Source organism: Agarivorans sp. QJM3NY_33, from assembly GCF_050870865.2.
GTDB lineage: Bacteria > Pseudomonadota > Gammaproteobacteria > Enterobacterales > Celerinatantimonadaceae > Agarivorans.
Window position 1 is genome coordinate 3,983,384 of the sequence record NZ_CP194039.2, and the last position, 24,229, is coordinate 4,007,612.

At 45.6% G+C, this 24,229-nt stretch carries 21 protein-coding genes; 14 read left to right on the top strand and 7 right to left on the bottom strand.

Translation table 11 applies throughout. From position 1 onward, the window contains the following. Window positions 1–86: 86 nt before the first annotated feature. The 5 genes from ACRRSY_RS17910 (at window position 87) to ACRRSY_RS17930 (ending at window position 7,818) form a co-directional block, all read left to right on the top strand. Window positions 87–3,794, top strand: a complete 3,708-nt coding sequence (locus ACRRSY_RS17910) for an ATP-binding protein (RefSeq protein ID WP_432463756.1) — start codon at window positions 87–89, stop codon at window positions 3,792–3,794. Then, a complete protein-coding gene (locus tag ACRRSY_RS17915) occupies window positions 3,791–4,450 on the top strand; it encodes a hypothetical protein (RefSeq protein ID WP_432463757.1) in 660 nt (219 codons plus the stop codon). Before ACRRSY_RS17910 ends, ACRRSY_RS17915 begins: the two co-directional genes overlap by 4 nt. Further along, on the top strand, window positions 4,447–5,661 hold the full coding sequence (locus ACRRSY_RS17920) for a phosphoenolpyruvate carboxylase (RefSeq protein ID WP_432463758.1): 1,215 nt from the start codon (window positions 4,447–4,449) through the stop codon (window positions 5,659–5,661). Before ACRRSY_RS17915 ends, ACRRSY_RS17920 begins: the two co-directional genes overlap by 4 nt. Before the next feature lie 435 nt (window positions 5,662–6,096). Then, window positions 6,097–6,777, top strand: a complete 681-nt coding sequence (locus ACRRSY_RS17925; RefSeq protein ID WP_432451895.1) for a MaoC family dehydratase — start codon at window positions 6,097–6,099, stop codon at window positions 6,775–6,777. A 51-nt stretch (window positions 6,778–6,828) separates the two neighbouring features. Then, entirely contained in the window at window positions 6,829–7,818 is a 990-nt protein-coding gene (locus ACRRSY_RS17930) for an alpha/beta hydrolase-fold protein (RefSeq protein WP_432460027.1), read from the top strand. Here ACRRSY_RS17930 and ACRRSY_RS17935 read toward each other — a convergent pair. Then, the gene (locus ACRRSY_RS17935) at window positions 7,815–8,156 is read right to left on the bottom strand and encodes a 5-carboxymethyl-2-hydroxymuconate Delta-isomerase (RefSeq protein WP_432460028.1); all 342 of its coding nucleotides are present in this window, start codon (window positions 8,154–8,156) and stop codon (window positions 7,815–7,817) included. The two genes, ACRRSY_RS17930 and ACRRSY_RS17935, sit on opposite strands and share 4 nt — an antisense overlap. Window positions 8,157–8,347: 191 nt before the next feature. On the opposite strand from ACRRSY_RS17935, the gene ACRRSY_RS17940 reads away from it, so the two are divergent. From ACRRSY_RS17940 to ACRRSY_RS17955, 4 genes are all read left to right on the top strand, one after another. Continuing rightward, a complete protein-coding gene (locus tag ACRRSY_RS17940; RefSeq protein ID WP_432463759.1) occupies window positions 8,348–8,953 on the top strand; it encodes an acetate uptake transporter in 606 nt (201 codons plus the stop codon). A gap of 313 nt (window positions 8,954–9,266) precedes the next feature. Next, window positions 9,267–9,719: a hypothetical protein gene (locus tag ACRRSY_RS17945; RefSeq protein WP_432460029.1), complete on the top strand. Its 453-nt coding sequence runs from the start codon at window positions 9,267–9,269 to the stop codon at window positions 9,717–9,719. Further along, window positions 9,716–10,321, top strand: coding sequence for an SCO family protein (locus tag ACRRSY_RS17950; protein ID WP_432463760.1), 606 nt, complete (start codon window positions 9,716–9,718; stop codon window positions 10,319–10,321). Before ACRRSY_RS17945 ends, ACRRSY_RS17950 begins: the two co-directional genes overlap by 4 nt. An 11-nt stretch (window positions 10,322–10,332) precedes the next feature. Further along, window positions 10,333–10,779 (top strand): copper chaperone PCu(A)C, encoded by a 447-nt coding sequence (locus ACRRSY_RS17955; protein WP_432460031.1) that lies wholly within the window; start codon window positions 10,333–10,335, stop codon window positions 10,777–10,779. Window positions 10,780–10,896: 117 nt separating this feature from the next. Here ACRRSY_RS17955 and ACRRSY_RS17960 read toward each other — a convergent pair whose 3' ends face one another. Beyond that, window positions 10,897–12,096, bottom strand: coding sequence for an HD-GYP domain-containing protein (locus tag ACRRSY_RS17960; RefSeq protein ID WP_432460032.1), 1,200 nt, complete (start codon window positions 12,094–12,096; stop codon window positions 10,897–10,899). 167 nt (window positions 12,097–12,263) lie between these two features. Continuing rightward, window positions 12,264–12,674 (bottom strand): GAF domain-containing protein, encoded by a 411-nt coding sequence (locus ACRRSY_RS17965; RefSeq protein ID WP_432463761.1) that lies wholly within the window; start codon window positions 12,672–12,674, stop codon window positions 12,264–12,266. Between the two features lie 91 nt (window positions 12,675–12,765). Between ACRRSY_RS17965 and ACRRSY_RS17970 the strand changes: the two genes are divergently transcribed. Then, window positions 12,766–13,560, top strand: coding sequence for a sterol desaturase family protein (locus tag ACRRSY_RS17970; protein WP_432460035.1), 795 nt, complete (start codon window positions 12,766–12,768; stop codon window positions 13,558–13,560). Window positions 13,561–13,660: 100 nt separating this feature from the next. On the opposite strand, the gene arcB is transcribed toward ACRRSY_RS17970, so the two are convergent. After that, entirely contained in the window at window positions 13,661–16,057 is a 2,397-nt protein-coding gene (gene arcB / locus ACRRSY_RS17975) for an aerobic respiration two-component sensor histidine kinase ArcB (RefSeq protein WP_432460036.1), read from the bottom strand. Between the two features lie 179 nt (window positions 16,058–16,236). Between arcB and folE2 the strand changes: the two genes are divergently transcribed. After that, the gene (gene folE2 / locus ACRRSY_RS17980) at window positions 16,237–17,163 is read left to right on the top strand and encodes a GTP cyclohydrolase FolE2 (RefSeq protein ID WP_432451884.1); all 927 of its coding nucleotides are present in this window, start codon (window positions 16,237–16,239) and stop codon (window positions 17,161–17,163) included. 21 nt (window positions 17,164–17,184) lie between these two features. Here folE2 and ACRRSY_RS17985 read toward each other — a convergent pair whose 3' ends face one another. Both ACRRSY_RS17985 and ACRRSY_RS17990 read right to left on the bottom strand, forming a co-directional pair. Continuing rightward, window positions 17,185–18,978, bottom strand: a complete 1,794-nt coding sequence (locus tag ACRRSY_RS17985; RefSeq protein ID WP_432460037.1) for a sensor domain-containing diguanylate cyclase — start codon at window positions 18,976–18,978, stop codon at window positions 17,185–17,187. Between the two features lie 93 nt (window positions 18,979–19,071). Continuing rightward, window positions 19,072–19,992, bottom strand: a complete 921-nt coding sequence (locus tag ACRRSY_RS17990) for a TIGR01212 family radical SAM protein (RefSeq protein WP_432463762.1) — start codon at window positions 19,990–19,992, stop codon at window positions 19,072–19,074. 172 nt (window positions 19,993–20,164) lie between these two features. Here ACRRSY_RS17990 and ACRRSY_RS17995 point away from each other — a divergent pair, with 172 nt between their 5' ends. Both ACRRSY_RS17995 and tyrS read left to right on the top strand, forming a co-directional pair. After that, entirely contained in the window at window positions 20,165–20,548 is a 384-nt protein-coding gene (locus tag ACRRSY_RS17995; RefSeq protein ID WP_432451881.1) for a DUF2750 domain-containing protein, read from the top strand. A gap of 172 nt (window positions 20,549–20,720) precedes the next feature. Beyond that, window positions 20,721–22,004 (top strand): tyrosine--tRNA ligase, encoded by a 1,284-nt coding sequence (gene tyrS / locus ACRRSY_RS18000; RefSeq protein ID WP_432451880.1) that lies wholly within the window; start codon window positions 20,721–20,723, stop codon window positions 22,002–22,004. An 82-nt stretch (window positions 22,005–22,086) separates the two neighbouring features. Here tyrS and ACRRSY_RS18005 read toward each other — a convergent pair whose 3' ends face one another. Next, window positions 22,087–23,364 carry an NAD(P)/FAD-dependent oxidoreductase gene (locus tag ACRRSY_RS18005; protein WP_432460040.1) on the bottom strand — a complete coding sequence of 426 codons (1,278 nt, stop codon included), beginning with the start codon at window positions 23,362–23,364 and terminating at the stop codon, window positions 22,087–22,089. Window positions 23,365–23,770: 406 nt separating this feature from the next. Here ACRRSY_RS18005 and ACRRSY_RS18010 point away from each other — a divergent pair, with 406 nt between their 5' ends. Then, window positions 23,771–24,199 carry a GNAT family N-acetyltransferase gene (locus ACRRSY_RS18010; RefSeq protein WP_432451878.1) on the top strand — a complete coding sequence of 143 codons (429 nt, stop codon included), beginning with the start codon at window positions 23,771–23,773 and terminating at the stop codon, window positions 24,197–24,199. Window positions 24,200–24,229 lie beyond the last annotated feature (30 nt).

Below are 24,229 nucleotides of genomic sequence, written 5' to 3' on the forward strand. Positions count from 1 at the left end.
TCATTGCGCTGGCGTGCGGTCATGCCTCTGCGTAGCTATGGTGTAGTTTGACCGTAGTTTATTTAGCTAATTTAAAAGGATGCATTTTGTCTGGCCTATTGCGGATCATCTTGATCGATACCCACCTTCAAGGGGTAGTAGAATTAAAACTCGACCAACATAGTAATATTTGCGGTACCAACGCCTCGGGTAAAACCACCCTTCAGCGATTGATACCGGTATTTTACGGTGAATACCCGAGTCGAGTCGTACCCAGTACCCGAGATAGCTTCGAGCGCTGGTATCTGCCACGCGAAGCCAGCTACATTATTTACGAATACCAACGCTACAACGGTGACCTGGCCCAAGTGGTGTTATCTTCAGGAAGAGAAGATCAAGGGGTAAAATATCGTTTTATTGGCAAGCCCTTTGAGTTAAACGATTTTATTGAACGCCAAGACGAACAAGGAAGCTGGTTTCTCGCGCCTGCTAAGCTCGGCCAACAACTCAAAAAAATCACGCATCAGGGTAAACCTTTAGCCACCACGCGCTTTCTTAATACTCGAGAGTATCGCGCCATTATTCAAAATGACCGCAGCTTACAAAATACCGGCGATTCCGACATCAAAGCCTATGCGCGGCAATTTACTATGTGCGATCCAAAACATAGCTTACGTCACATCGAAAAATTGGCAAAAGCCGTGCACTCCAAAGAAGGCAAGATGGAAACTATCAAATCGATGATTGCCGCTATTTTGGAAGAAGAAGGCGTGACCCTAAAGCCAACATGGGTTGATGCGAATAAAGCACAAGCCTGGATCCAAGAAACCCGACTCATCCAACAGTTTGCAACTATCCGCCCCAAATTTGTCAAACTCGAGCAGATCTACCAGCAGTTGTTGCACAGTGAAAGCTATCTATTACAGCTAGAACAGGGTCTACAAAATGATGAAGCCGAATTGTTTGCCCAATGTGAACACGGCCAACGCCAGCTCAACCAAACCAAACAGGACTTAAGTCAGCTAGAAAGCCAGTGGCAAGACCAACGCGAAGTGCTCAATCAAGCCGTGTCTGAAGCAAGTGCCGATGTAAACAGTTACGATCGACAATTGAATCACATTGAAGACAATTACCAGAGCTGGCAAGACAAACAAATAGAACAGGCCTTGATGGCTGTCGAACAACTCCCACAGTGGCGAGAACAGCTCAATGAGGTGAGCGAACGCCACCAACTGTTGACCGAGCAGCACAGCGATATTGAAGCCGAACTGAATCAACGGAAGAGCCTGATTAACGAACAGCTCAATGTGGCCTTAAATAAATTACATAAAAACAAAGATCAGTTGCAACAACAGCTCACCCAAGAGCGCCAACAGCAGCAAGCGGATCTAAATAATGAGCAGCAACAGCAACAAAGCCAAGTAAACCAAGCCGAGCAAAAGTTTCAGCAGCAACAACATCAGTACCAATTAGAGCTGGCTCAACTGGAAGCTGGCAGCCTGCAAATGGGGCACACCGAAGAAGAAAGCCGGCAACTCAACATCATGGATAATCGGCTGGATGAAGCGCGTCAACAACAGCAGGTTTTATCGAGCCAGTTACGCCAACACAGTGAACAACTACAGCAGCTAAAACAACAGCGTTACCAAGCCGATCAGGAATTGGCGAATCGCAGCCAACAAAATCGTCGACTAGAGCAACAACTGGAAAACTTAAAAGCCAGTTTACATCCTGCAGATGGTAGCCTATTGGCACATTTACGCAGCGAACATCCGCAATGGGAACACTCTATTGGTAAGGTGATCGACCCCAGTTTGTTGTCTCGTCGCGATCTAAAACCACATCACGACGGCGACACCCACAGTCTCTTTGGTTTAAACCTTGACCTAAAAGCCATCGAAGCGCCCGAGTGCGCCGCCACCGAGCAACAAATACTGCAACAACTAGAGCAACTCAAGCAGCAATATCAGCAGGCCCAAACACAACTACAGGAAGCAGAAAGCAACTTAACAACTTATAACAAGGCAATACAGCAACAGGAATTAAGCTGCGCCGAAGCCAGCGCTGCTCACCACAATAGTGAGGACGAATTGAAGCGCCTCCAAGAAGAAAAACAACTACTTAAAGAGAATTGTTCGAAGGCTTTACAGCTGCGCCAAGCGGCCGCGCGTGAGCAACAAAGCCAGCTTAAAAGCTATTTACAAGAGGCCAGTACCCGTCACCAAAACTACCTTGAAGAACTACGCGAACAACATCAAGAAGCCAAGCTAGAAAAGATGGCTTGGTGGGAAGAAAAGGTGGATGTGCTGGCGCAGCAAGTTAGTCAGGCACATGACGCGATTAGCCAACGCCAACAACAAGCAAAACAAACACTCAAACAATTGGACCAATGGTATCGCGGCGAGTTACAAGCACTCGGCTTAGATGATCAGCTGATTGTTGATTTAGCACAGCAGAAACGTGATTTGAACCTGCAAATCCAGGAAGCCGAACAATTTCGCGAGGAAGTCAGCGAATATAAAATTTGGCAGCAACAGGTTTGGCTCAAGCAAAAACCTCAGCTCAACGATGCCCTAGCAAAAGCGCGCCAACAGCAAACCACTGCCAAACAAGCACTCGCTGAGCAACTAAGTGTCTTTAAGCAACAGCGTGATAGCCAACAACAACGGTTAAGCGAGCTAAAGCAACAACAAGAATTCAGCCAACAGCAGCATGCTCAGACGCAAAACTTGGTTCGTCGCATCAAACAGCTGGACTTAATTAAAACGCCACAGCAAGAGCCGAACAGCGCAACACAACACGCAACCCCTGCCGAACGAGCTCGCGATGCAGAACAGCGGATTAGCCAACGCAATCAACAACTGGAGCAGGTGAACGAATCGGTACGCCATTTCGACACCTTATTAGCCCAGCAAGCTGGCTCCGATTTAAGTGAAACCTGGGAACGCTCTCGGGCCGCTTGCCGTCATCTCCAAGAAGATGGCGAAGCAAGCTTAGCCTACCGCGAATTGGTCCCTCATTTGGCCGAATTACTCAATGGCCTGGTCCCCCAAAAAGTTCAAGGGCTGATCGACCACGGCCGTAATTTAGGGATGAGCATTAGCAGCTTCTATCAAAACTTAAGCGATATTGACCAACGGATCCTGAACCAAAGCCGTCGCATTACCCGTGAAATCGGTGAAGACTTAAGTCTCGATGGCGTCTCCGATTCAGCGGTTAAAATTCGTTCTAAGATTAGCGAACTCGAATTCTGGGATGAGTTAAAAACCTTCGTAGATAATTTTCAAACTTGGCAGCAACAAGGTTTTAACCAATTGCCCGATGAAGATTACGCGAACAGCATGCGGATCGCTTTAGATATTATTGGGCGCAGCGCACTCAAAGAAGGGGTATCCCGGCTATTACTGATCGAACTCACGCTGCGCGAAGGCAACAGTGACTTGGTGATCCGCACCGACCGTCAGCTCAACGAGTCCAGTAGCCACGGGATGGCTTACCTCATCTTGTGTAAGTTCTTACTCGCCTTTACTCGCTTGCTCCGAGGGAATGCCAGTACCTATATCCACTGGCCGATTGATGAGCTAGGCACCTTACACCAGAGTAATGTGAAGAAAATTTTTGACGCCTGTGATCACAATCAAATCCGCATTTTAGGAGCTTTCCCCAACCCTGAATCGGAAGTATTGGATCTATTCACTCACCGCTACATCATCAACCGCGACAAACGCCAATTACAAGTGGTACAACCAAGAGTTAACTTGCTACAACAAAAACTGAAAGCGGCCAAAGCGAAACAAATGGAGATAGAGTCATGAGTCGATTATCTGCCACGGGGATGAGCGAAACCGGCAGGGTGCTTGAAGCCTTACTCAGCGGCCAATTTATTTGTCAGATCAGCGATGAAGATGGCTTTAGTTATCTCAGTAACGAAGCCAACCGTGAACGTATCGACAACCACCTGCATGTATTAAATCGGCGTTTAGCCAAAGCCTGTGAAGGCGAACTGTACTTCTGTGCCTATCGCGAGTTAGGAGATCAGGAGCACAAGGTAATTAGCCAGCAATTTAATGATATCGCAGGCAGCTTACTACCGCTCACCGAATGGTTGATTCTAAGCCAAGAAGCCCTTGGACAAGATAGTCCGATTAGTGCTGGTGCAGCATTACGCCTCAATGAGCTACAAAGCGTGGTCGAAGATACACCAGCGCTACGCGAACAACTGACTAAAATCGCTCAATATCGACTATTTGGCTCAACCAGTAGTCAAGTGGATGGCCAACTCAAGCAGGTATTTAAACGCCTCTGTGAGCAGGGATACTTGGTTCGCCCCAACCAAGAAAAACAGATCTACATTGCGACCGCCAAGGTTGACTATATCTTCGAAGTGATTAGCTTTATCGACGAGGCTGAAGGTTTAGGCTTGGAACAACAAGCAATGGATGCGATTGGCCAGCAGGAGTCGCTACTGTGAATCAACATCTGCAACAGGCTGGGCTTAAATTATTTAAACTGCTCGCTCGTCATGGCGAAAGCTTGATGCATGCCTATATCAACGGCAAGCTAGATGAAACCAAACTCGATAACAAACAAGTCGAGGCACTATTAAAAAGTGGTGTCATTTGGCGCCCCGCTGCCGATGAGGGTTTACATCTCAGCTCTAACCTTCGGGCCCTACTCGAAGAGGCCCTCAGCGATACCCGTAATCGACAGATTGATGCCAATGTCGGATCTCGACTCGAAACCATAAAAACCTTGGCCGCCCACTATAAAGAAGCCTTACATCATGATGACTTAGCCGCCAGCGATGTCTACCTAAGTGATTTAAGCGAACATTGCTATAGCCTCACCGAGAGCTTACGCCATAGTTCACGAGTCTTATGGAGCAGAATTAATAACGAATTTGGTTATGTCCCTAGTCTTAGTGCCAAGATCCGCGAAAACGAATTGGCCCAACAACAAGTCAGCGAGTTACTCGATAGCTTATCCTTGCTGAACTTCGACGCCCTCAGTCAAGTTGCCGGTGATATTCGTGAACTGAGGCGGCTGTTAGTGATAACCCTCAGTCAAGCAGTATATGACTGCACTCAAGAGCTTGCTGTGGTGCAAACCCGACTACTCACGCTGCTTGGCCGGTTTAGAGAGTTACGCGGCAAATCTCGACTACTCAAAGGCTTACAGATATTCCATGCCCAGCACCCCGATTTTAGCCCACGCGATCCAACGGTCCAATTAGATGTTGCGCCATTGTTTAACCAAGCCCCACCGCTGATGCGCAGTGCTAGCATCGATATTCATAACTCTGAACATGAGCATGAGCTACTCCAGGTGGTGAGTCAGCTCCAGCGGCAACATCGTTCCAACCAAACCTTCAGTGATACCGAACAGGCGGTCTCTCTAGAAAATGTCGCCGAGTTCACCCTGCGAGAACAACAAATTAAGCGCGATGTAGAAGATTATTTATTAGCGGTCATCGAGCACGCCAAAGGACAAACCGCTTTAGAATATTATCAACAACATCAGCTCAATTGGGATGCCGAAGCGTGGCTATATCAGGTGTGGGGCAGCTATCATGCACTCCCTGAAGAACAGCGCGACTATTTTGCTCTCGATCCAATTGAGGATCTGCACCCTATTTTTAGCGGCAATCGCATCGTACGTGATTTACAAATATGGCTACGCTAATAAGCAAATTTAGTAAAATTCATTTACACTGCTCATCACTCCCGAAGACCTATTGCTCTTCGGGAGTTGTTTTTATGCAATGCTCAATGATGAATACAAGGCAGAAAGGATAGCATTGAGTGGCTCAAGTTCAGCGGACAATCACCAACGAAAAGCGTCCAACACTGCCGCCAGATAGTTTATTCAGATAAACACTGCCACCATTGATCGGCCGCTCCTAGAAACAGCATCACAACAGCAGGAAATCAGGTCGACTATTGACAGTCCATAGCTGACATAAAAACGCAATAATTCATTGACACAAAAGACTAAATCAGAAGTAAGTGCTTACATTTAGATACAATCGCTTACAATTTGAATTCATATTTATTTGACTGACTAGTCGAATATTTTAGAATAACGGCATTGTTGAGCCAAAAGCAGTAGGAAGTAAAAGTGAAAGTTGTCGATTTTCTTAAGAAAAAACGTGAAATGCTGGCTCAAAATCCCTTTGAACTCAAAGATTGGCTATCTCCTGCTATTCGTGACCATTGGATTGAATTTCTGAATAAAGCGCATGACAGCCAACTGATAAACTGGGTGAGAGAATACCAGTTAAGTGCCAACAGTGAGCAACAAGCGAGTTTTAAAGAAACGATCGAATTACACCCCAAGGCCGAAGCACTCCTAGAAGAACTGTCGATGCAACTGGGGGAAGAAGTGCATGTGGGTGAATGGCTCACCATTACCCAAGAGCGAATTAACCAATTTGCAGACGTGACCAAAGATCATCAGTGGCTACATACCAATCCCCAGCGAGCCGCCGAAGAGTCTCCCTTTAAGACCACCATTGCTCATGGCTTTTTAACCTTGTCTCTTCTGCCTGCATTAACCGAGAGTGTCGACCCCGAGCAACCACTCTATCCTTCGGCGAAAATGATGGTCAATTATGGGATCAATCAAGTCCGCTTCCCTTACCCGGTCAAGGTGAATAACCGGATCCGAGCACGCACTCGACTCACCCGAGTGGCACCAGTAAAACGCGGTTTAGAACTGGTCAAAGAAATTACTGTAGAAATCGAAGGCTGTCGTCGTCCTGCCTGTGTTGTGGAATCGGTGGTTCGTCTCTATTTTTAAGCGACTAAAATCGCTATGATAGTTCACGTTGGGTAAGACAAGGAGCTTAACGTGAATAACCCCCACCCTCATCAAATTTCACTGCAACAACATTACCACCAACAAAGGCGCTCTTATCAGTACTTGTTGAGCCAGCCGAAAAAGCGCGACAAGCATCAAGCCTTACCGTTGATATTATTTTTGCATGGCCGTGGAGAAATTGGCGATGATATTCACTTGTTACTGGATTTTGGCCCCAACAGCTATTTAAAACAGCATCAACTGGATGCTATTTGTGTTAGCCCACAGGTTCCCAAAGGGCGTAATGGCTGGGCAATCGCCGAATTAATCAGTTTATTAGATGAACTCGAACAACAACATCATATCGACCGTAGCCGAGTCTACCTCACAGGTTTAAGCATGGGGGGATTTGGCGCACTCAACCTAGCACTTGCACAACCGCAGCGGTTCGCCGCTTTGGCTGTACTGGCTGCAGGAGACCCAAACCGCCTAGCACCTTGGTCCATGAATATGCCTGCCCGGCCAGTATGTGCCGAACTCTATCAGCGCTTGGCGCAGTTACCCATTTGGCTGGCTCATGGCCTAAAAGATGAAACCATCCCAGCAGACTTTTCTCAAGAACTAGTCGATAAGCTCTCGCAACTCGAACGCACCGCCAGCCTGCAATTTACCCAATATCCACAGCATGGTCACAATATTTGGGATGAGCTATACAACCGTCCTAGTTTTTGGCAGTGGTTGTTAGAACAAGAAAATTTGCATCCAAATCAAACTGCAACGGTGTCCGGTAAATTTGACGCCTTACTCGGCGACTATGGTAACCATCAGGATTATGTGTCGATAACTCAGGAACCTCAGGGTTTATCATTAGTATGCAAAGACTTACAAGATAAGACACTACAATTTTCGCTTCACCCAGTGGCCGATAAGCTGTTCTTCTGCGAAATTGGCTGTGTGCGATTTATTCAGCAAGCGGAAGCCCCCATACAATTGGCTCTAACCCGACTCACCTTGCTCGATAAATTGCCAAGCCGCGATTAAAGCACCCGCTTGGCATAACTTTCGCGATCCATATCGACCACTTCGACGGTGAGGCTTTTTACCATATTTAAGCTAGCAGACAACTGGCTTAATAATGAAGCGCTGAGTGCTTGCTTTTGCTGGGTGCTGCGTCCCGATAAAATGCATAAACGGATATGCACCAAGCTATGCTCACTTAATCCGCTATAAACATCCTCATAAGCGATTGCCCGCAATTTTATACTGGCGGGCTCAAATTCACCGCTATCTCGGATGATCTCAAAGGTTTTCCGTAACAACTTCGGGACTTCAATTTGCTCGGCAATCGACGCCGAATACTCAACAATACAATGGGGCATCGTTACTTTTCCTCTCTGTTGCGACAGTGTTAATAAGCTGCAATTACATTAAACAAAAATATTTAGTAATACAATTAAAAAATAACCACACGAAAGTTGATCTAGATCACGCCTAAGTATTAGACTCGCTCAGATAATGCTCGCCCGACCAGCTCCGGCGTTTTTAGCTACTTTTATTTGGAATATACACAATGACCAACACTACTCCCGCGAACCCAGCACCACTAGGATTAATGGGTTTCGGCATGACCACCGTTTTACTTAATATTCACAATGCAGGTTTTTTCCCCATCGATGCCATGATTCTCGCAATGGGGATTTTCTACGGCGGAGTATCACAAGTGATCGTTGGAATCATGTGCTTTAAACGCGGTGATACTTTTGGCACCACAGCATTTACTTCTTATGGTCTTTTCTGGCTAACACTGGTTGGGTTAATCGTACTCCCTAAAATGGGCCTCGCAGAGCCAAGCCCAGCAGGTTTCATGGCTTGGTACCTAACCCTATGGGGCCTATTCACCGCCTTCATGTTTGTGGGCTCATTGCGCTACCCTACCGCCAAACAAATTGTATTTGGTAGCCTTACCGTGTTATTTGCTTTACTAGCATTACATGATTTTACTGGCAATGAAATCATTGGCACCATCGCTGGATTTGAAGGTATTTTCTGTGGCTTATCGGCAATGTACTTTGGTATGGCACTGGTTCTTAACGCCGAATATGGTCGTACCATCTTACCTGTAGGACGCCCATTTGCATTACAAAACAATAACGCACCACTCAAAGTAGCCGCCTAATCGCGCTGCTGGTTTCAAGCTAATTTTTGGTACAAACCTGGCGTCTTGACACGCCATGATCGTGGTCGACATGAGCCCCTTTCTTATCAATTCGAGATTGGGGCGATTAATATCAACGCTTACTGCGCCACAATCCCTTCCTTGCCACTGGTCACTGCTTTCTCTTACAAATAAGCTCTCAGCGCCTCTATCGAACAAAAAAACCTAAGCAAGTAGACTATTTCAGCATTAAGCCTTGAGAGATCATTTCAAGCGGAGTAAATTAGCCTAGCTTTACCATGGCTTAACATTATGATGACAATGGATTGTTTAATTGACTGGTTCAACTAAGAGTGTTTTTCTGGTACTCACGATTGTGTGTAGTGCTTTTGGCTTAGGTCTGGGCTTTAGTTATTGGCAAGACCCGAGTACAAAACTTAGTTATCTTGATTGCCCAACGCTCAAGTTGGGGCAATGTCAATGGCAAGACCAGCAGCAACAGTGGTTACTCAAGCTACCCGGAGATAATCTGGCCGCCATGCTGGTCCACCCGATCCGTTTAACCACCAATATCACTCAGCCACCGCCACTAGAACTGCGCCTGGAAGGTGTTGATATGTATATGGGCGAGGTAAAAGTTCAACTAAAGCCCAATGCAGACGGCGTCTATTTAGGCCAATTATTGTTACCAATTTGTAATACTGGAAAAATGCGCTGGAAAGGATACATCGTATCCCTTGATCCGCAGCAGCCCGTTGCCCTTAGTTTTGAGGTTAATAGTCAATGAAATACCTAGCATGGATTGCCCTATTTATTATCAGCCTTGGCGCTGGCATCGCCAGTTACCAGTGGCTGACCACAAGCCCACAAGATGCAGACATGACAGCAGCGGCTCCTCCGGTCAAAGTCCCTCTCAATCTATTTAAAATCAACAGTGATGATGGGCGTTTTCATCAGCTTAGCCATGATAAACAGATTTATATCGCTTATTTTGGCTTTACCCATTGCCCAGATGTTTGCCCCACATCACTAGCGATCCTCAGTGCCGCCTTACAAGGGGCCAGCGAAGCACAGCAACAAAAAATACAAAGCTTATTTATCAGTGTTGACCCCAAACGCGATGACGCAAAAACGGTCAGTACCTACGCCGCTTATTTTCATCCCGACATCATTGGATTAAGTCCAAACGAAGGTCAGCTACTGGGTTTAACCCATGCCCTGGGAGTGTATTATAAGTACGTTGATACACCCAATTCGCAGTTAGAATATAGTGTTGACCATAGTTCCTTCTTTTACTTTCTCGACTCCGATGGCCAGCTCTTAGCGAAAGTTCCTCATACCCTCGATCCAAAGCCGCTGGTTAAGCAAATTCAGCGCTTACTACCCTAAAAGGATTACTTATGCGCCCTCTATTAATTCTACTGAGTTTTATTTTAAGTACACAATTAGCCTTCGCGGCGGATACTCTCGAAGTTAGCGAGCCCTATGCTCGGGCTACGCCCCCGAATGCCCCTACGAGCGCTATTTTCCTCAGTATGCATAACACTTCCGAGCAAGCGATTAGCTTAATTTCGGCAAGCACACCCGCTGCTGGTCGAGTCGAGTTGCATACTATGTTAATGGATGGCGATATCATGCAGATGCGTCAAGTCCGGCAAATTGAAGTCCCAGCAAAAGGGACCATTGAGTTAAAACCCGGCGGTTTTCACTTAATGTTATTTGATTTGCAGAAAGCCTTCGTTGAGGGAGAGCAACTACAACTGTACTTGAATTTTTCAGATGGCAGTCAGCAGCACCTGAACGTTCCGGTAAAAAACGTCATGGCGATGATGAAAATGACACAGTAACACGAGCAAGAGCCTTTTAAGCCTTGGCCTTTCATGTTTGTTGCAGATACAAATGCGCGATAACGACAAGAGAAACAAGGCTTGAAGATAAGCGCTTTAGCAAATCAGGCTAAGCGCTTAGCCAACCGCCAATTCTAAATAATGATCTAAACAGATATCGTAATCACGCGCTGATACCGCCCCTTCTATTTCCTCACTTTCAACTTTACTTAAGTCCAAAGTCGTCACTTCAAGGTGGGTATGCGAGACCGCGCTATAAATTAGCTTCAACACTGGCTGCAAGGGTTTAAGCTGATTACGAGCTACCACTAAACCCAAACGCCCGGATATCAACTTCACTAAGGTACCAACCGGGTAAACCCCCATACAACGGATAAATTTTTCAACCAACAGTTTATCAAACTGACTACCGACACCTTTTAACAAAATACGGAATGCTGCCGTCGGAGGCATACCACTTTTGTAAACACGATCGGCGGTAAGTGCATCATAACAATCAATGATATTCGCCATCCGGGTATAAGTTGACAATTGCTCACCGCTTATTTGATGGGGATAACCCAAACCATCTAGGCGCTCATGATGATTACTAGCGATATCCAGCATCACTTTGCTAATCCCTTTTTGCATTCTCAAAATTGAATAACTGTGAACCACATGCTCCCGCATAATTATAAATTCTTGCTCAGTTAACTTATCTGGTTTGTGGAGTATTGCATTGGGGGTATAAATCTTACCGATGTCATGCAACATTCCGCCCATGAGCAATTGTTTTTGCAAGCCCTTACTTTGGCCTAAAAAACTTCCAAAATAGGCCAGCAGCATACCTACGTTAAGCGAGTGCTCCATTAAATATCGATCTTTGGCGCGGATCCTTGCTAAACATAACATTGCATTACTTTGATTTTCTAATGAATCAATCAGCTTCTCAGCGACCCGTTCCATCGGAGCAATATCAATCGCTTCACCATGTTGTAATTGTTTAAAATAATTACCTTGTATCACTTTAGCTTCATGAAATAGCTTCTTCGCCAAACGTTTCTGAGTTTCATCACTGGATATGTGAGGCTTGCTTGCAGATCGTTCTAGCCCGTTAGTGGGGGCAGGCACAGGCTGTTCAAACATACTACGCGCCCAATCAACTTTGAGCGTTTTTACCCCTTTACTTTTTAATTGGGTAATTTGTCTATTTTGGGTGATCAGTCCTGATTGGCTCACATGGCTATGACCAGTTTGCGATTCGATGGCAACAACAAACATACCTTTTTTCAAGGCATCAATATCAACCACTCTGATGTCATAGCTCGAATTCACCATATGGTTCCACGGCTCCGTCAATCAACCCAATCAAAGAGCACTTACGCCCACACCTATTGACAGCATTATCTATGCTTAAAAAAGCCTCTATTTAAAGTGTAGAATGTTATCTATCTCAACAAAGCGACAAATGATGATTTTTGGGCGATGGCTTACAAATTGATTCATCAAACCGAAGCTAAATACTCTTTGGCCAAACTTTCTACGTGTGTCTTCTCTTTCTCAGTAAAGGCTGCTGCTCTCGCGGTCAGCGAAGAAAAATTTAAAGTTCCTAAAATTTTCCCATCTTTCTCTAAAGGGGTTCCAATATAGCTTTCTAGATGTAAGGCTTGATAACAAGGATGTAGGCACATCTCGGTAATCGCACCAACGCGCTCATAAGCTACAGTTTGAGCTTGTCGTAATACTTCACGACAATAGGTAGAGTCAACGTCAAACTCATCCCCTTGCCGAACTAAATCTAAGCTCGAATAAGCTGCAACGACGCGGTAGTGATTACCTTCGACCTGACTCACAATGGCTAATTGCATGCCCAGATCTTCCATCGCATCCTTCAACCACAATTGAATGTCTAACATACTCAACTCCAAGTGACTCTGGGTGTATATCTGTGACTAAGTTTAGTCTAAGTTGAGTTGTTGTTTGAGAGCCAGCGGGTATACTCAAGCAATGCACAACTTTGACCTATGGCGAATGCTCATTTTCGTCAGCCTACTTAGCTTATTTATCTTGCTAGAAATCCGCTGGCCAAGGCACCCCCGTTTAATTCCTCGCAGCCAACGCTGGCCAGCTAACTTTGTGCTAATCATCGTCAATGGTGTGTGCGTTAAATTAGTCTTCCCAATCAGTACTTTCGGCTTAGCCATGTGGAGCTCGGAGCAACAATGGGGGGTATTGAATCAACTAAATTTCAATACTTATTTGAGTATCCCACTGAGTATTCTGTTATTAGATTTTGCGATCTATTGGCAACATCGTTTATTTCATGCCCTCCCTGTACTTTGGCGTATACATCGGATGCATCATGTCGACCCAGACTATGATGTCAGCCTAGGCTTACGCTTTCATCCGATTGAAATATTGCTGTCGATGGCGATTAAACTGGCAATCATTCTGCTGCTAGGCGCACCAGTGATGGCAGTATTTTTATTTGAAGTGATACTCAATGGTATGGCGATGTTTAATCATAGCAACTTGAAACTCCCCAACAAATTAGATGGGATACTGCGTCGATTCGTGGTTACTCCCGACATGCATCGGGTACATCATTCACAACGCATAAATGAGCATAATAGTAACTATGGCTTCAATCTGTCATGCTGGGATCGCTGGTTTAATAGTTACATTGCACAACCCAAACTCGGCCACCAGCAACTTCGTTTCGGCTTAAGTGGCTGGCCCGACGCCAAAGATAATCGGCAGCTCAAAGGCTTGCTCTCACTCCCCTTTCGTTCAGCCAAATAAGCCTGCAAACTAAGCAGGGCTAGAGAGGCTGCCGCTGGAGCGACCAATATCATATCGACTCAATCACGATGAAACGAATATTAAATATGGGTGGATCATTTTAGTCTTGGTCAAGCGGTAGCGGTAAGTTGAGACTATCCTTAGATTCGGTGGTTTCCGCCGAGCTAAAATCTTCGATAGCCTTATCTAACAACTTCAGATCCTCTGGGTAATCATGGCTCAACTGATGGATCCAATCGTCAACATTATCCCACCAAGCTGGCAATTCGGGAGATTGAATTTTGTTGGCCAAACGCTGGATGCGAGCCAAACCAATAGAACCCGCGGCACCTTTGATCTTATGAGCCTCGGAAGCAATTCCCTGCTGGTCTTTCGCAAACAAATTACTTTCAAGTACTTGCATATAATCGGGCATCACTTGCCTGAATAAAGTAACACTATCGGTAAGCACCTGACTGCCAATGCTACTACAAAACTGTTCAATCAGTTCCAAATCTAATACCGGCTGAGAACTGCGACTAAGGGCCTGGCTAGGATTTAGTTGAGTCTCGGAGGGCTCATCATGTGGGCCAATAGCAAATACATTATTCAAACAATGAACCACCGCATTGCGGTTGATCGGTTTATGGATTACATCCACCATGCCAGCTTTAGCAAACTCTTGTTTGCTATTGACCACATTCGCGGTCAACGCCACCATCGGCGGAAGTTGTTCTTTGGCGTAGTCTTGTTGTAAGCGTTCAGCAATATCGAAACCGCTCATATCAGGGAGCTGAATATCCAACAATATTAAATCAAACGAGTCGGGATCAAAGCTCGCTAAGGCTTGCTTACCATTCATTGCCACCGCCACATGGTGGCCAAGTTTTTCTAACAAAGCTTTCGCGATGGTGACATTTAACTCAACATCTTCGACTAATAAAATGTCTAAAGGGGGATGGTCTATTTGCTCCGCTTCATCGGGGATAGAGTCCAACTGAACCTTGAGACTGACCGTAAAACACGAGCCTTCCCCCTCCTTGCTCGTGACCTTAATATCTCCGCCCATCGCCCGAACCAATTGACGAGACACCGACAAACCAATACCACTACCGGTGGCAGATTTTCGGCCTTCCACTTGGTAATACATGGCAAAGATTTGTTCTAACTGATTTTGTGGAATGCCCGGTCCGGTATCGGTAATACTGATATCGAGTTGTACTTGCTGCTCGGCCAAAGGCTGTGCCTTAATCATCAACCCGACTGCTCCCTTTTCGGTAAACTTCACCGCATTTTGGGTCAGATTCCATAATACCTGACGCAACCGGGTCGGATCGCCGACAATACTGCTCGGGATCGGGCCTATTTGTTCAAATTTAAAACTTAAGCCTTTATTCTGCAACTGCATTTCGGTCAAGGTTTCGATGTCATTCACCAAGGCCTTAAAATCCATAGGTTCCATCGACACCGCAAAACGACGCCGATCGAGCTTATCTAAATCAATGATGTCGTTAAAAATATTACCCAGCGTGGTGGCACTTAATAAAATAGTATTCACATGCTTACGCTGCGCATCATTCAGTGCGGTATCCAGTAATATCTGGCTCAGACCAACGACCCCATTGAGTGGCGTGCGCAACTCATGGCTTAGCGTAGAAATAAACTGAGTTTTATCGCGGTTAGCCTTTTCTATATTCGCCTGATGACGCATTCGTTCGGTAATATCTCGACCAAAACCCAATAGGCCTAAACGATTACCATTACGACCATAGAAAGGGACTTTGCGTAATTCAAAGAAAGCTTTTCGGCCATCGGGATATTCCAACCATTGCTCGTAGGTCAGCGGCTCATCGTTATCAAACACTTGGTGATCGGTTTCAACAATTTTATCGGCAATATCCTCTGGATAAACATCATAAGGGGTCAAACCTATTAATTTTTTTTCTGTTCGGCCAACCAACCGCTCTAAGGCAAGGTTGCATCCAGAAAACTGTCCTTGTTCATTGCGGTAATAAACCAAGTCAGGGGAACTATCAATAAAGCTACGCAGCAAGGCCGAATGTTCTTCTAACTCCTGTTGAGCCAGTTGACGTTGTTTCACCTCTTGTTCCAAATTAACAATCGCTTGACGACGAGCCGCCTCGGCTTTCTCACGTTCGTCGATTTCTTTATTTAGCTGGCTAATGTTGGCTTTTAACTTATTGGTAAGTTGTAAATCACGTGAACGCATTTTCTCTAGCTTACGAATAACCTTGCTTAAACGCTGTCGAGAATCTTCAATTTGTTCCACCACCACCGACATGAAAAACACCGCCCAAGGCGTGATAATTAAACCAAAAAATACCGAGCGGATCAGATCCACCGCCGAAACTTTACCGGTAAGGGCAAAGGTAACGCTCATCTGAATCGCTAAAGCCACCATGATAATCGCTGCCGCAAGGCTAATGCTAAACTTAACCACGCCCAGACGAGACAATAAATGCACATAATAGGTGGCTAATTTTTTTAGTGGCGTCATTAACAATGCTTCCTTATCTTCACTATTCGCTTACATTTTTGGGTAGCCAAGCTAAATACCCTACGATAAAGATGGTTAATATTAAACAGGGTTCTGTGGTATAACAGCCCATCTTTTTTTAACTAAAGCCATCGAACAAGGCTTTATTAACACATAATCGTCCGTGGAGTACCAAGTGCATGTCTACTGCAATGCCTGATATCGCTAATTCAAGCCAAGCCCAAACAGAAGGTCAACTGGATTGGGTTGGCATGAGCCAAATAGAAATGCCGATCATGGTGGCATTTGAGGATCAGGCCCCCAGTCGAGTGAGCGCCCACATCGAAGCCTTTGTCAGCTTAGATGATCCAAAGGCCAAAGGCATTCATATGTCTCGCTTATACCTGCTCCTTGATCAACTCTCAAATCAGCAGGTATTAGATTATGCAGGTTTAACTAGTTTACTGGATCAGTTTATTGCCAGTCATCAAGATTTAAGCGAACACGCACAAGTAAGCTTTAACTTCGACTATCACCTACGTCGCCGTTCTTTAGTTTCAGGTAAAACTGGTTGGAAGGCCTATCCTCTGCAGATTAAAGCCACCCGCCTGAAACAGCTCACCGAGATCGAACTCAGTGTTGAAGTCCCTTACTCTTCGACTTGCCCTTGCTCAGCTGCTTTATCACGGCAACTCATTCAGCAAGCCTTCGCCGAGCGCTTCGATTCAGAATCTGTTGATAAAGCCGACGTTCAGCGTTGGTTGGGCACCACCGATGGAATAGTCGCAACCCCGCATAGCCAACGCAGCATTGCCCAAATTAAAGTGAAACTAAGCACTCAAGCTCAAGACTTACCATTAATTAGCTTAATTGATGAAGTCGAAAATACTTTACAAACCCCGGTGCAAGCAGCCGTAAAACGCGAAGACGAACAAGAATTTGCTCGGCTTAACGGACAAAACCTAATGTTTTGTGAAGATGCCGCTCGCCGTTTACAACACCGTCTCAATCAACGCCAAGACTTCTGTGATTTTTGGGTGAGAGTGAACCACTTAGAAAGTTTACATGCTCACGATGCGGTGAGCATTGTGACCAAAGGCATCAAGCAGGGTTACTCTGGACAATAACAACATCGCATAGAGCCATCCCTAAACACTATCACTGGCGGCGCAAAAACGCGCCTTGCCTTGGTGTTTCGCGCGATACAATTGCAAATCGGCAATTCGAACTAATTCGCCATAATCCATCCCCTGCTCGGGGACAATACAAGCTAACCCAAGACTCACCGAAATAATTGGTTTCACTCCTGAATACTCATGAGGTATTTGTGCTTCATCGAGATATTCAAGTACATTATTTGCGATAATTTTAGCCCCATCCAAGCTGGTGTTTGGTAATAAAATAGCGAACTCTTCTCCGCCATAACGCGCGACTAAATCAGAACCACGCTTCACCGAACGACTAATTATTTTCGCCACTTGACGTAGCGCATCGTCCCCCAGCTGGTGACCATAGTTATCGTTATATTGCTTAAAACAATCAATATCTAACAACAGCAGGCTGAGCTCAATTCCCTCGCGACGATGGGTGACCCATAACTGCTGCAATTTTTCATCAAAACTACGCCGGTTGGCCACCTGGGTTAAGCTATCAATAAAACTCAATTCTTGAAGCTGCATAATTGCATCAGCCAGCTGTTGTTCGGTGGTTTTTCGCTCCGTCACATCACGGGTGATAAAAATAATCCCCTTTTCACCGCTCTCATCATCGAGATAAGGTCCTTTGATCACTTCATACCAGATCTGATGACCATCATCGAGATAAACCAATTCTTCATAACGGAGCGGTTTACCGGTTTCTAAAATTTGTCGATTTTGCTGTTGATGCTGCTCTAATTGTTCTTCACTTAAAACTTCGGTGAGATGCTTGCCATGCAAATCGTCACTGGTGTAACCAAACATCTTGGCAAAGGGTTCATTCCCGCCAATAAAGTTGCCTTTATCATCGATAAACCCAAGTGGGTCTGGCGTTGAATGAAATACCGTACGGATCAGATTGTTTTGTCGCCCGAGCTTTTTCTCGGAACTAATTCGATTTTGGTTTTCTTGTTCCAGTTTACGGTTCAACTCATGCCACTTGGTCACATCATAAGAAACATTCAGTACTCCAGTGACTTCATCATGCTGATTCTTAAGTGGGTAAACATTATTTTGTAATAAAATTTGTCGACTATCTGGCGCGCTAAACCACTCGGTGTACTGGCATGGTTCTCCCGCGAGTACCTGTTGATCATGTAATTGGCTACGCCCTAACTCGTAGTGCGTCAGAAAATCACTTAAACGCTTGCCTGTTAATTCAGAGGGTTTTAGGCCGTGGAACCCTGCCCAAGCCTGATTACAGCCCAGTAGACGTTCATTAGCATCTTTAAAATAAATAAACTCTGGAATGGAATGAAGTACATCTGCAAACAACTTCTGTTCTTGCTCTATTCGATTTAGATAGGCAAAGCCTTGCGCATTCTCATAAGCATTAATAAACCATAGCTCTCGACAACCGTGCACACTTAAACTGGCGTAAAGTAATAATACCTTGGCTTGTGGTGGAGACTCGAGCTGCCAGTGCACCCCTTCCATCTTCTGTGAAGCCGTATAAGGTTGAAGCAAGTCAATCAATTGCGTGAGATGCCGAGACTCAGAGAAAACCCAAGCTTTACCGTTATTCGTCAGCTGTAGCAACTCACAAAAGCGGGGATTAGCAAACACAACTTCTTTGGTGTTCGCATCTAACATCAGTTGTGCTGCGGGAGACTTGACCATCGCAGCCTGCTGGATAAGGATCCGTCGACGTGCCAAGCCCCAGAGAATAATCACCGTAATTAACAATGCGCTTAGCGCCGCGATAGTGAATTGCATCCAAATCGCCGGATAAAAAGTCTCTTGCATCAATCGTCCATTTTTCTGCAGCTGTAGACTACTTTACCTGATAATGCAAAATATGGAACTATTCTATTATGAAACAAGTAATTACGTCACACACTAAGTAACTTTAGTGGCTAAGGCTGTTCCTTGAGCGCCTTGTTCAGCCAGTGCTTTCGCAATATCGGTGAGTGCCCACCATTTATTCTGGCACCACTCTGGCGCTAATAATATGGGAGGGCGTGAATGCGCACTCACCCGATGAAACACCACATGTGGCGGCGTATGCTGGATCAACTTTACCGCTGCGCTCACGTATTCAGCTTGGCTCATGGTGCTTAAACGACCCGCTCGCCAAGCCTTAGCCATGGTACTGCCTTCCACCACGTGTAAGGGATGTAGCTTAATACCTGCAATATCCAAAGCCAATACAGCCTCAAGCGATTGCATGTAATGCGTTAGCGTTTCTCCTGGCAAACCTAAAATTAAATGCGCGCAAACCTTAATTTTGTGTCGCTGAGCCCGCGCCACCGTTTGTTCAAAAGCCGCAAAATCATGCCCTCGATTAATTCGCTTCAAGGTTTCATTGTGGGCGGTTTGTACTCCTAACTCCAGCCACACTTCTTTACCTTGCTGCTGAAATTCGGCCAACATTTCTAATACCGCATCAGGCACACAATCTGGGCGAGTACCAATGCACAAGCCCACCACCGATGGGTCATTTAAAGCCTGCTGATACATCGAACGTAAATATTCAATCTCAGCATAGGTGCTAGTATAGGCCTGAAAATAGGCGAGATAAGCGATATTTTTATGTTTCATTTCAGCTTTACGTGCAGTCAGCTGCTCAGCAATTGATAAACGTTTTTGTTCGGGTTTCACAAAGGAGTCCACGTTACAAAAAGTACAGCCGCCAACGCCAATACTACCGTCGCGATTAGGACAGGTAAAATCACCATCCACACTAAGTTTGCGGACTTTTCCAGCAAACTGCTGCTTTAAGTGACGCCCGAGCGTATTTACATATAAATCTAATTGCACAACAACTACTTACCTACGTTGACCAAAACCAGCTTAAAATCACGGAAGCCAGTCTAGCGATAAGCGCCGAGCACTGCATCGGCATAGATCAATCCAACGACAGATCTAAAGGCTATTTTGATCAAACAGAGCTGTTATACTGTGCGCCGCAATTTATCACCTAGGAATCAATATGAGTAGCAGCGACAATGCCGCCATAGAGCAATACAACCGTCTCACCAGCAAACAACGTTACCAGTCGTTTGTAGAGCAGGCTCGCCAAGCGCAACAACTATGGACTTTAAGTGATGAGCAGGGTTGCTTAATCATCGAAACCGGCGAAGAAAAAGTCCTGTTACTATGGAGCGAACCTGCATTTGCGGAACACTGGGCCAGTAAAGATCATTCCAGCTTTCAATCGCTTGCAATTTCGCTCGACGATTTTATCGAGAAATGGGCGCCCGGTATGAGCCAAGATGGCTTCGACATTGCCGTTGCTCCCAGCTTTGCTGGAGAAGGGACCATTGTCGCGCCTCTCGATCTCGCCGAAGAACTCTCAAGCGGCAAAATAAAATAAGCGCAAAATCAGGCGAAACGAGCCAAGCACCAGGCAATTCATCCCAAGTTCAGCTTAAATAGGCCAGTTAGCGGCATTAAGCTGTTTTTTTAGCGCTAGCTTAAGTGTAGAATCTTCGGCTCGAAATTTGTTCACCGCCCCCGTGGGCACAGCAATAGATACAGGTTAAATTATGACAACAACGGTTAATCCATTAATAGAAGATCTTAAGGCGCGTGGTTTAGTCGCCCAATGTACTGCCGACGAAGAACTGGCCGAACACCTTTCTAGTGGAGCCCGCACCCTGTATTGTGGCTTTGACCCCACCGCCGACAGCCTACACATTGGTAGCCTGGTGCCACTATTGATGTTGAAGCGTTTTCAACTGGCAGGCCATAAACCTTTAGCCCTAGTGGGTGGGGCAACTGGTTTAATTGGCGATCCAAGCTTTAAAGCGGCCGAACGTAAACTCAACAGTGATGAAGTGGTGACTGGTTGGGTTGCTAAGCTACAAAAACAAGTCAGCCAATTTATTGAATTTGGCGAGCAAGACAATGCGGCGAAAGTGATTAACAACCTCGATTGGACTGGCAACGTCAACGTGATTGATTTCATGCGCGGTGTGGGTAAACACTTCAGCGTAAATGCAATGATCAAGAAAGAGTCGGTGAAGCAGCGTATCGACCGCGATGAATCGGGCATTTCTTTCACCGAGTTTAGCTATATGTTGCTGCAATCTTTCGATTTTGCCGAGTTGAGCGACAAAGAAAATACCACCCTGCAAATTGGTGGCTCCGATCAGTGGGGGAATATTACTGGCGGTATCGATCTGGCGCGCCGTATGTATGGCAATAAAGTCTATGGTTTAACCATGCCGCTCGTCACCAAAGCCGATGGCACTAAATTTGGTAAAACTGAGACTGGCACAATTTGGCTCGATCCTAAACGTACCTCTCCTTACGCATTCTACCAGTTTTGGATTAACAGCGCCGATGCCGATGTTTACCAATTCCTTCGTTACTTCACCTTCTTAAGTGTTGCAGAGATTGCTGCCATTGAAGAGCGTGATAAAAGTGCTCAGGGCCGACCTGAAGCGCAAGCCATCTTAGCTCGTGAAGTCACCCGCTTAGTACATGGTGAAGAAGGTTTAGCCTCTTCAGAGCGGATCACCCAAGCGCTATTTTCTGGTGACTTAAGCTCGCTCAGCGAATCAGACTTAGAGCAGCTGGCCCAAGATGGCTTACCCTGTCGTCAAATTGAGCAAACACAAGCCAGCTTGGTTGAGCTATTAACCGCCACCGAACTGGCAAAATCGAACAAGATGGCGCGTGAATTCATTGGTAATGGTGCGGTTGCCATTAATGGCGAGAAAGTCACTGACCCAATGGCAGAGCTGAGTGCAAACGGCGCATTGTTTGGCAAATACACCTTAATAAAGCGCGGTAAAAAGCTGTTCAGCTTGGTGATTTGGGCTTAAACAATAGAACTCAACAATAAAGGTGCCGCAAAATACAGCACCTTTATTGTTGGTCAATCCTCGAAGATCAGCGTGCTATAAACTACTCATCTTCTAAACGCTCGATGCCAAGCTTTTTCATCACAAACTTCTCGTAAAATGTCTCGCTGGTTCCAGCTCTCATCTTATGCATAAAGTATTTTTCAAAACCAACCTTGGCTAAGTGCACCCATTTGCCTTGGGCAAACCAAGTGACATTACGCGGAGGGATCTGTGGCATCGCCACAAATGCGATCCCACCATCCCCGGTATCGGCCAAACAAACCGCATTCCAGCTGCCTTTTGCTGTGGCTGGTTGCTGAGTTAAATCGGCATGAATATTTTCTGCAATCGCGGTCATCATCGACTCAATCATATAACCGGTTTTTGGTGTGCCTAGTGGCACTGGGGTAACTTCAACAGGCGGGATCGCTACACAAACACCAGCCGAGAAAATATTTGGATAATGGGGAGAGCGCTGAAACTCATCTATCTTAACGAAGCCTTTCTCATTACACAGTTCTGGTACCTGAGCCACCACCTCAACTCCTTTAAAAGGAGGGATCAACATCGCATGTACAAATGCTAAATCATGGATGTCTCTCAGCTCTCCTTGGTGATCACATTCAGCCACTCGCATGCTCCCTTCACTCACCCGCTCAACTTTGGCATTAACCACCCATTTTATGTGCCGATTACGCAGCTGACTTTCCAACATCGATTTAGAGTCAGCGACCCCACCCAGCCCCAAATGACCAATATAAGGCTCTGGACTCACAAAGGTCATCGGGACTTTATGCCTGATTTTCGCATCCCGCAGCGCCTTATCTAAAATCAGTGCATACTCATAGGCAGGACCAAAACAACTCGCGCCTTGAAAAGCCCCCACGACCACTGGACCGGGGTTTTCGATGAGCTTTTGCACATCTTGATAGCATTCGATCGAGTGCCCTAAGGTACAAACCGACTGAGTAAAACCGCCCACAGGCCCTGCACCTTCAATCAGCTCAAAAGCTAATTTGGGCCCAGTTGCGATCACCAGATAGTCATATTGCAAGTCATCAGCCCCTTCTATCTCCAACCGATTATGTGCAGCATCTAGTAAAGTCGCTCGTCCCACCACCAAGTCAATCTGTTTATTAGTCAAAGGCTTAAGTAAATCAATACAGATCTGTTCTGGCTTTCGCCATCCCACCGCCACCCATGGATTAGAAGGAACAAAATGAAATGCGGGGTACTCATTTACCACCGTGATCTGATGTGATTTACCCAATCTATTTCTAAGATCGTAAGCCCCCGCTAAACCACCCAATCCGGCACCCAATACCACAATATGCGACATCTAACGAACTCCTGCTATAACAAGCTGAGAATTTAAATTAGTAAAGACTAATTTAGAAAACCCTACAATACGACTATTGTCTATAGCGATACAGAAATGTGACCCACGCCGTTTTACATTATTTCGCAGCTCTCTAGCTGTAATGCAGAGTCAGAAAGCTTGATAGATAATACTAAGCCCTCAATAAACAAGGATAATATAGCGAAGTTAATGATGAGACGAATACCGATTTCGCCGCTGATTTCTCGGGACAATTACACTTGCAACAAGCTTCTGGCAACAAAATCCCTGTAACAGACTTAAAAAAGTCATAAATCTTACCTAAGCTGCTTGCAGTCTGCCGCAGAAGGCGGTAACTATTGACTGATAAAAATAATAGTGAATTTTAACGAACATAAGGAAAACTATGCATATTCGTCCCATTCGTGAAGAAGATGCCAGCGCAGTGGCCAAATTGGCTGAACAACTTGGCTACCACCCAACGGCACAAACTGTATTACCGAACATTCATGCCATTTTGGAAAACCCTGCCCATCAATCTTTTGTTTACCTCAATGAACAAGAGCAAGTGATTGGCTGGGTACATGTTTATGTAGCCTTACGTTTAGGCTCACTTCCTTTTGCCGAAATTAGTGGCATGGCTGTCGACTTGAACTACCAAAAACAAGGCATTGGCCGCCACTTAGTGAAACAATGCCGCCATTGGGCAAACAGTCGCGGGGTAGGTGAAATTCGGGTCCGTTGCGATACCACTCGTGAACAGGCCAACCAATTTTATCAACATATCGGCTTTAAACATCGCAAATCACAACACGTGTTTGTGCGCGATCTATAGCTGTCTATCCCATCGGCTTATGATAAAATC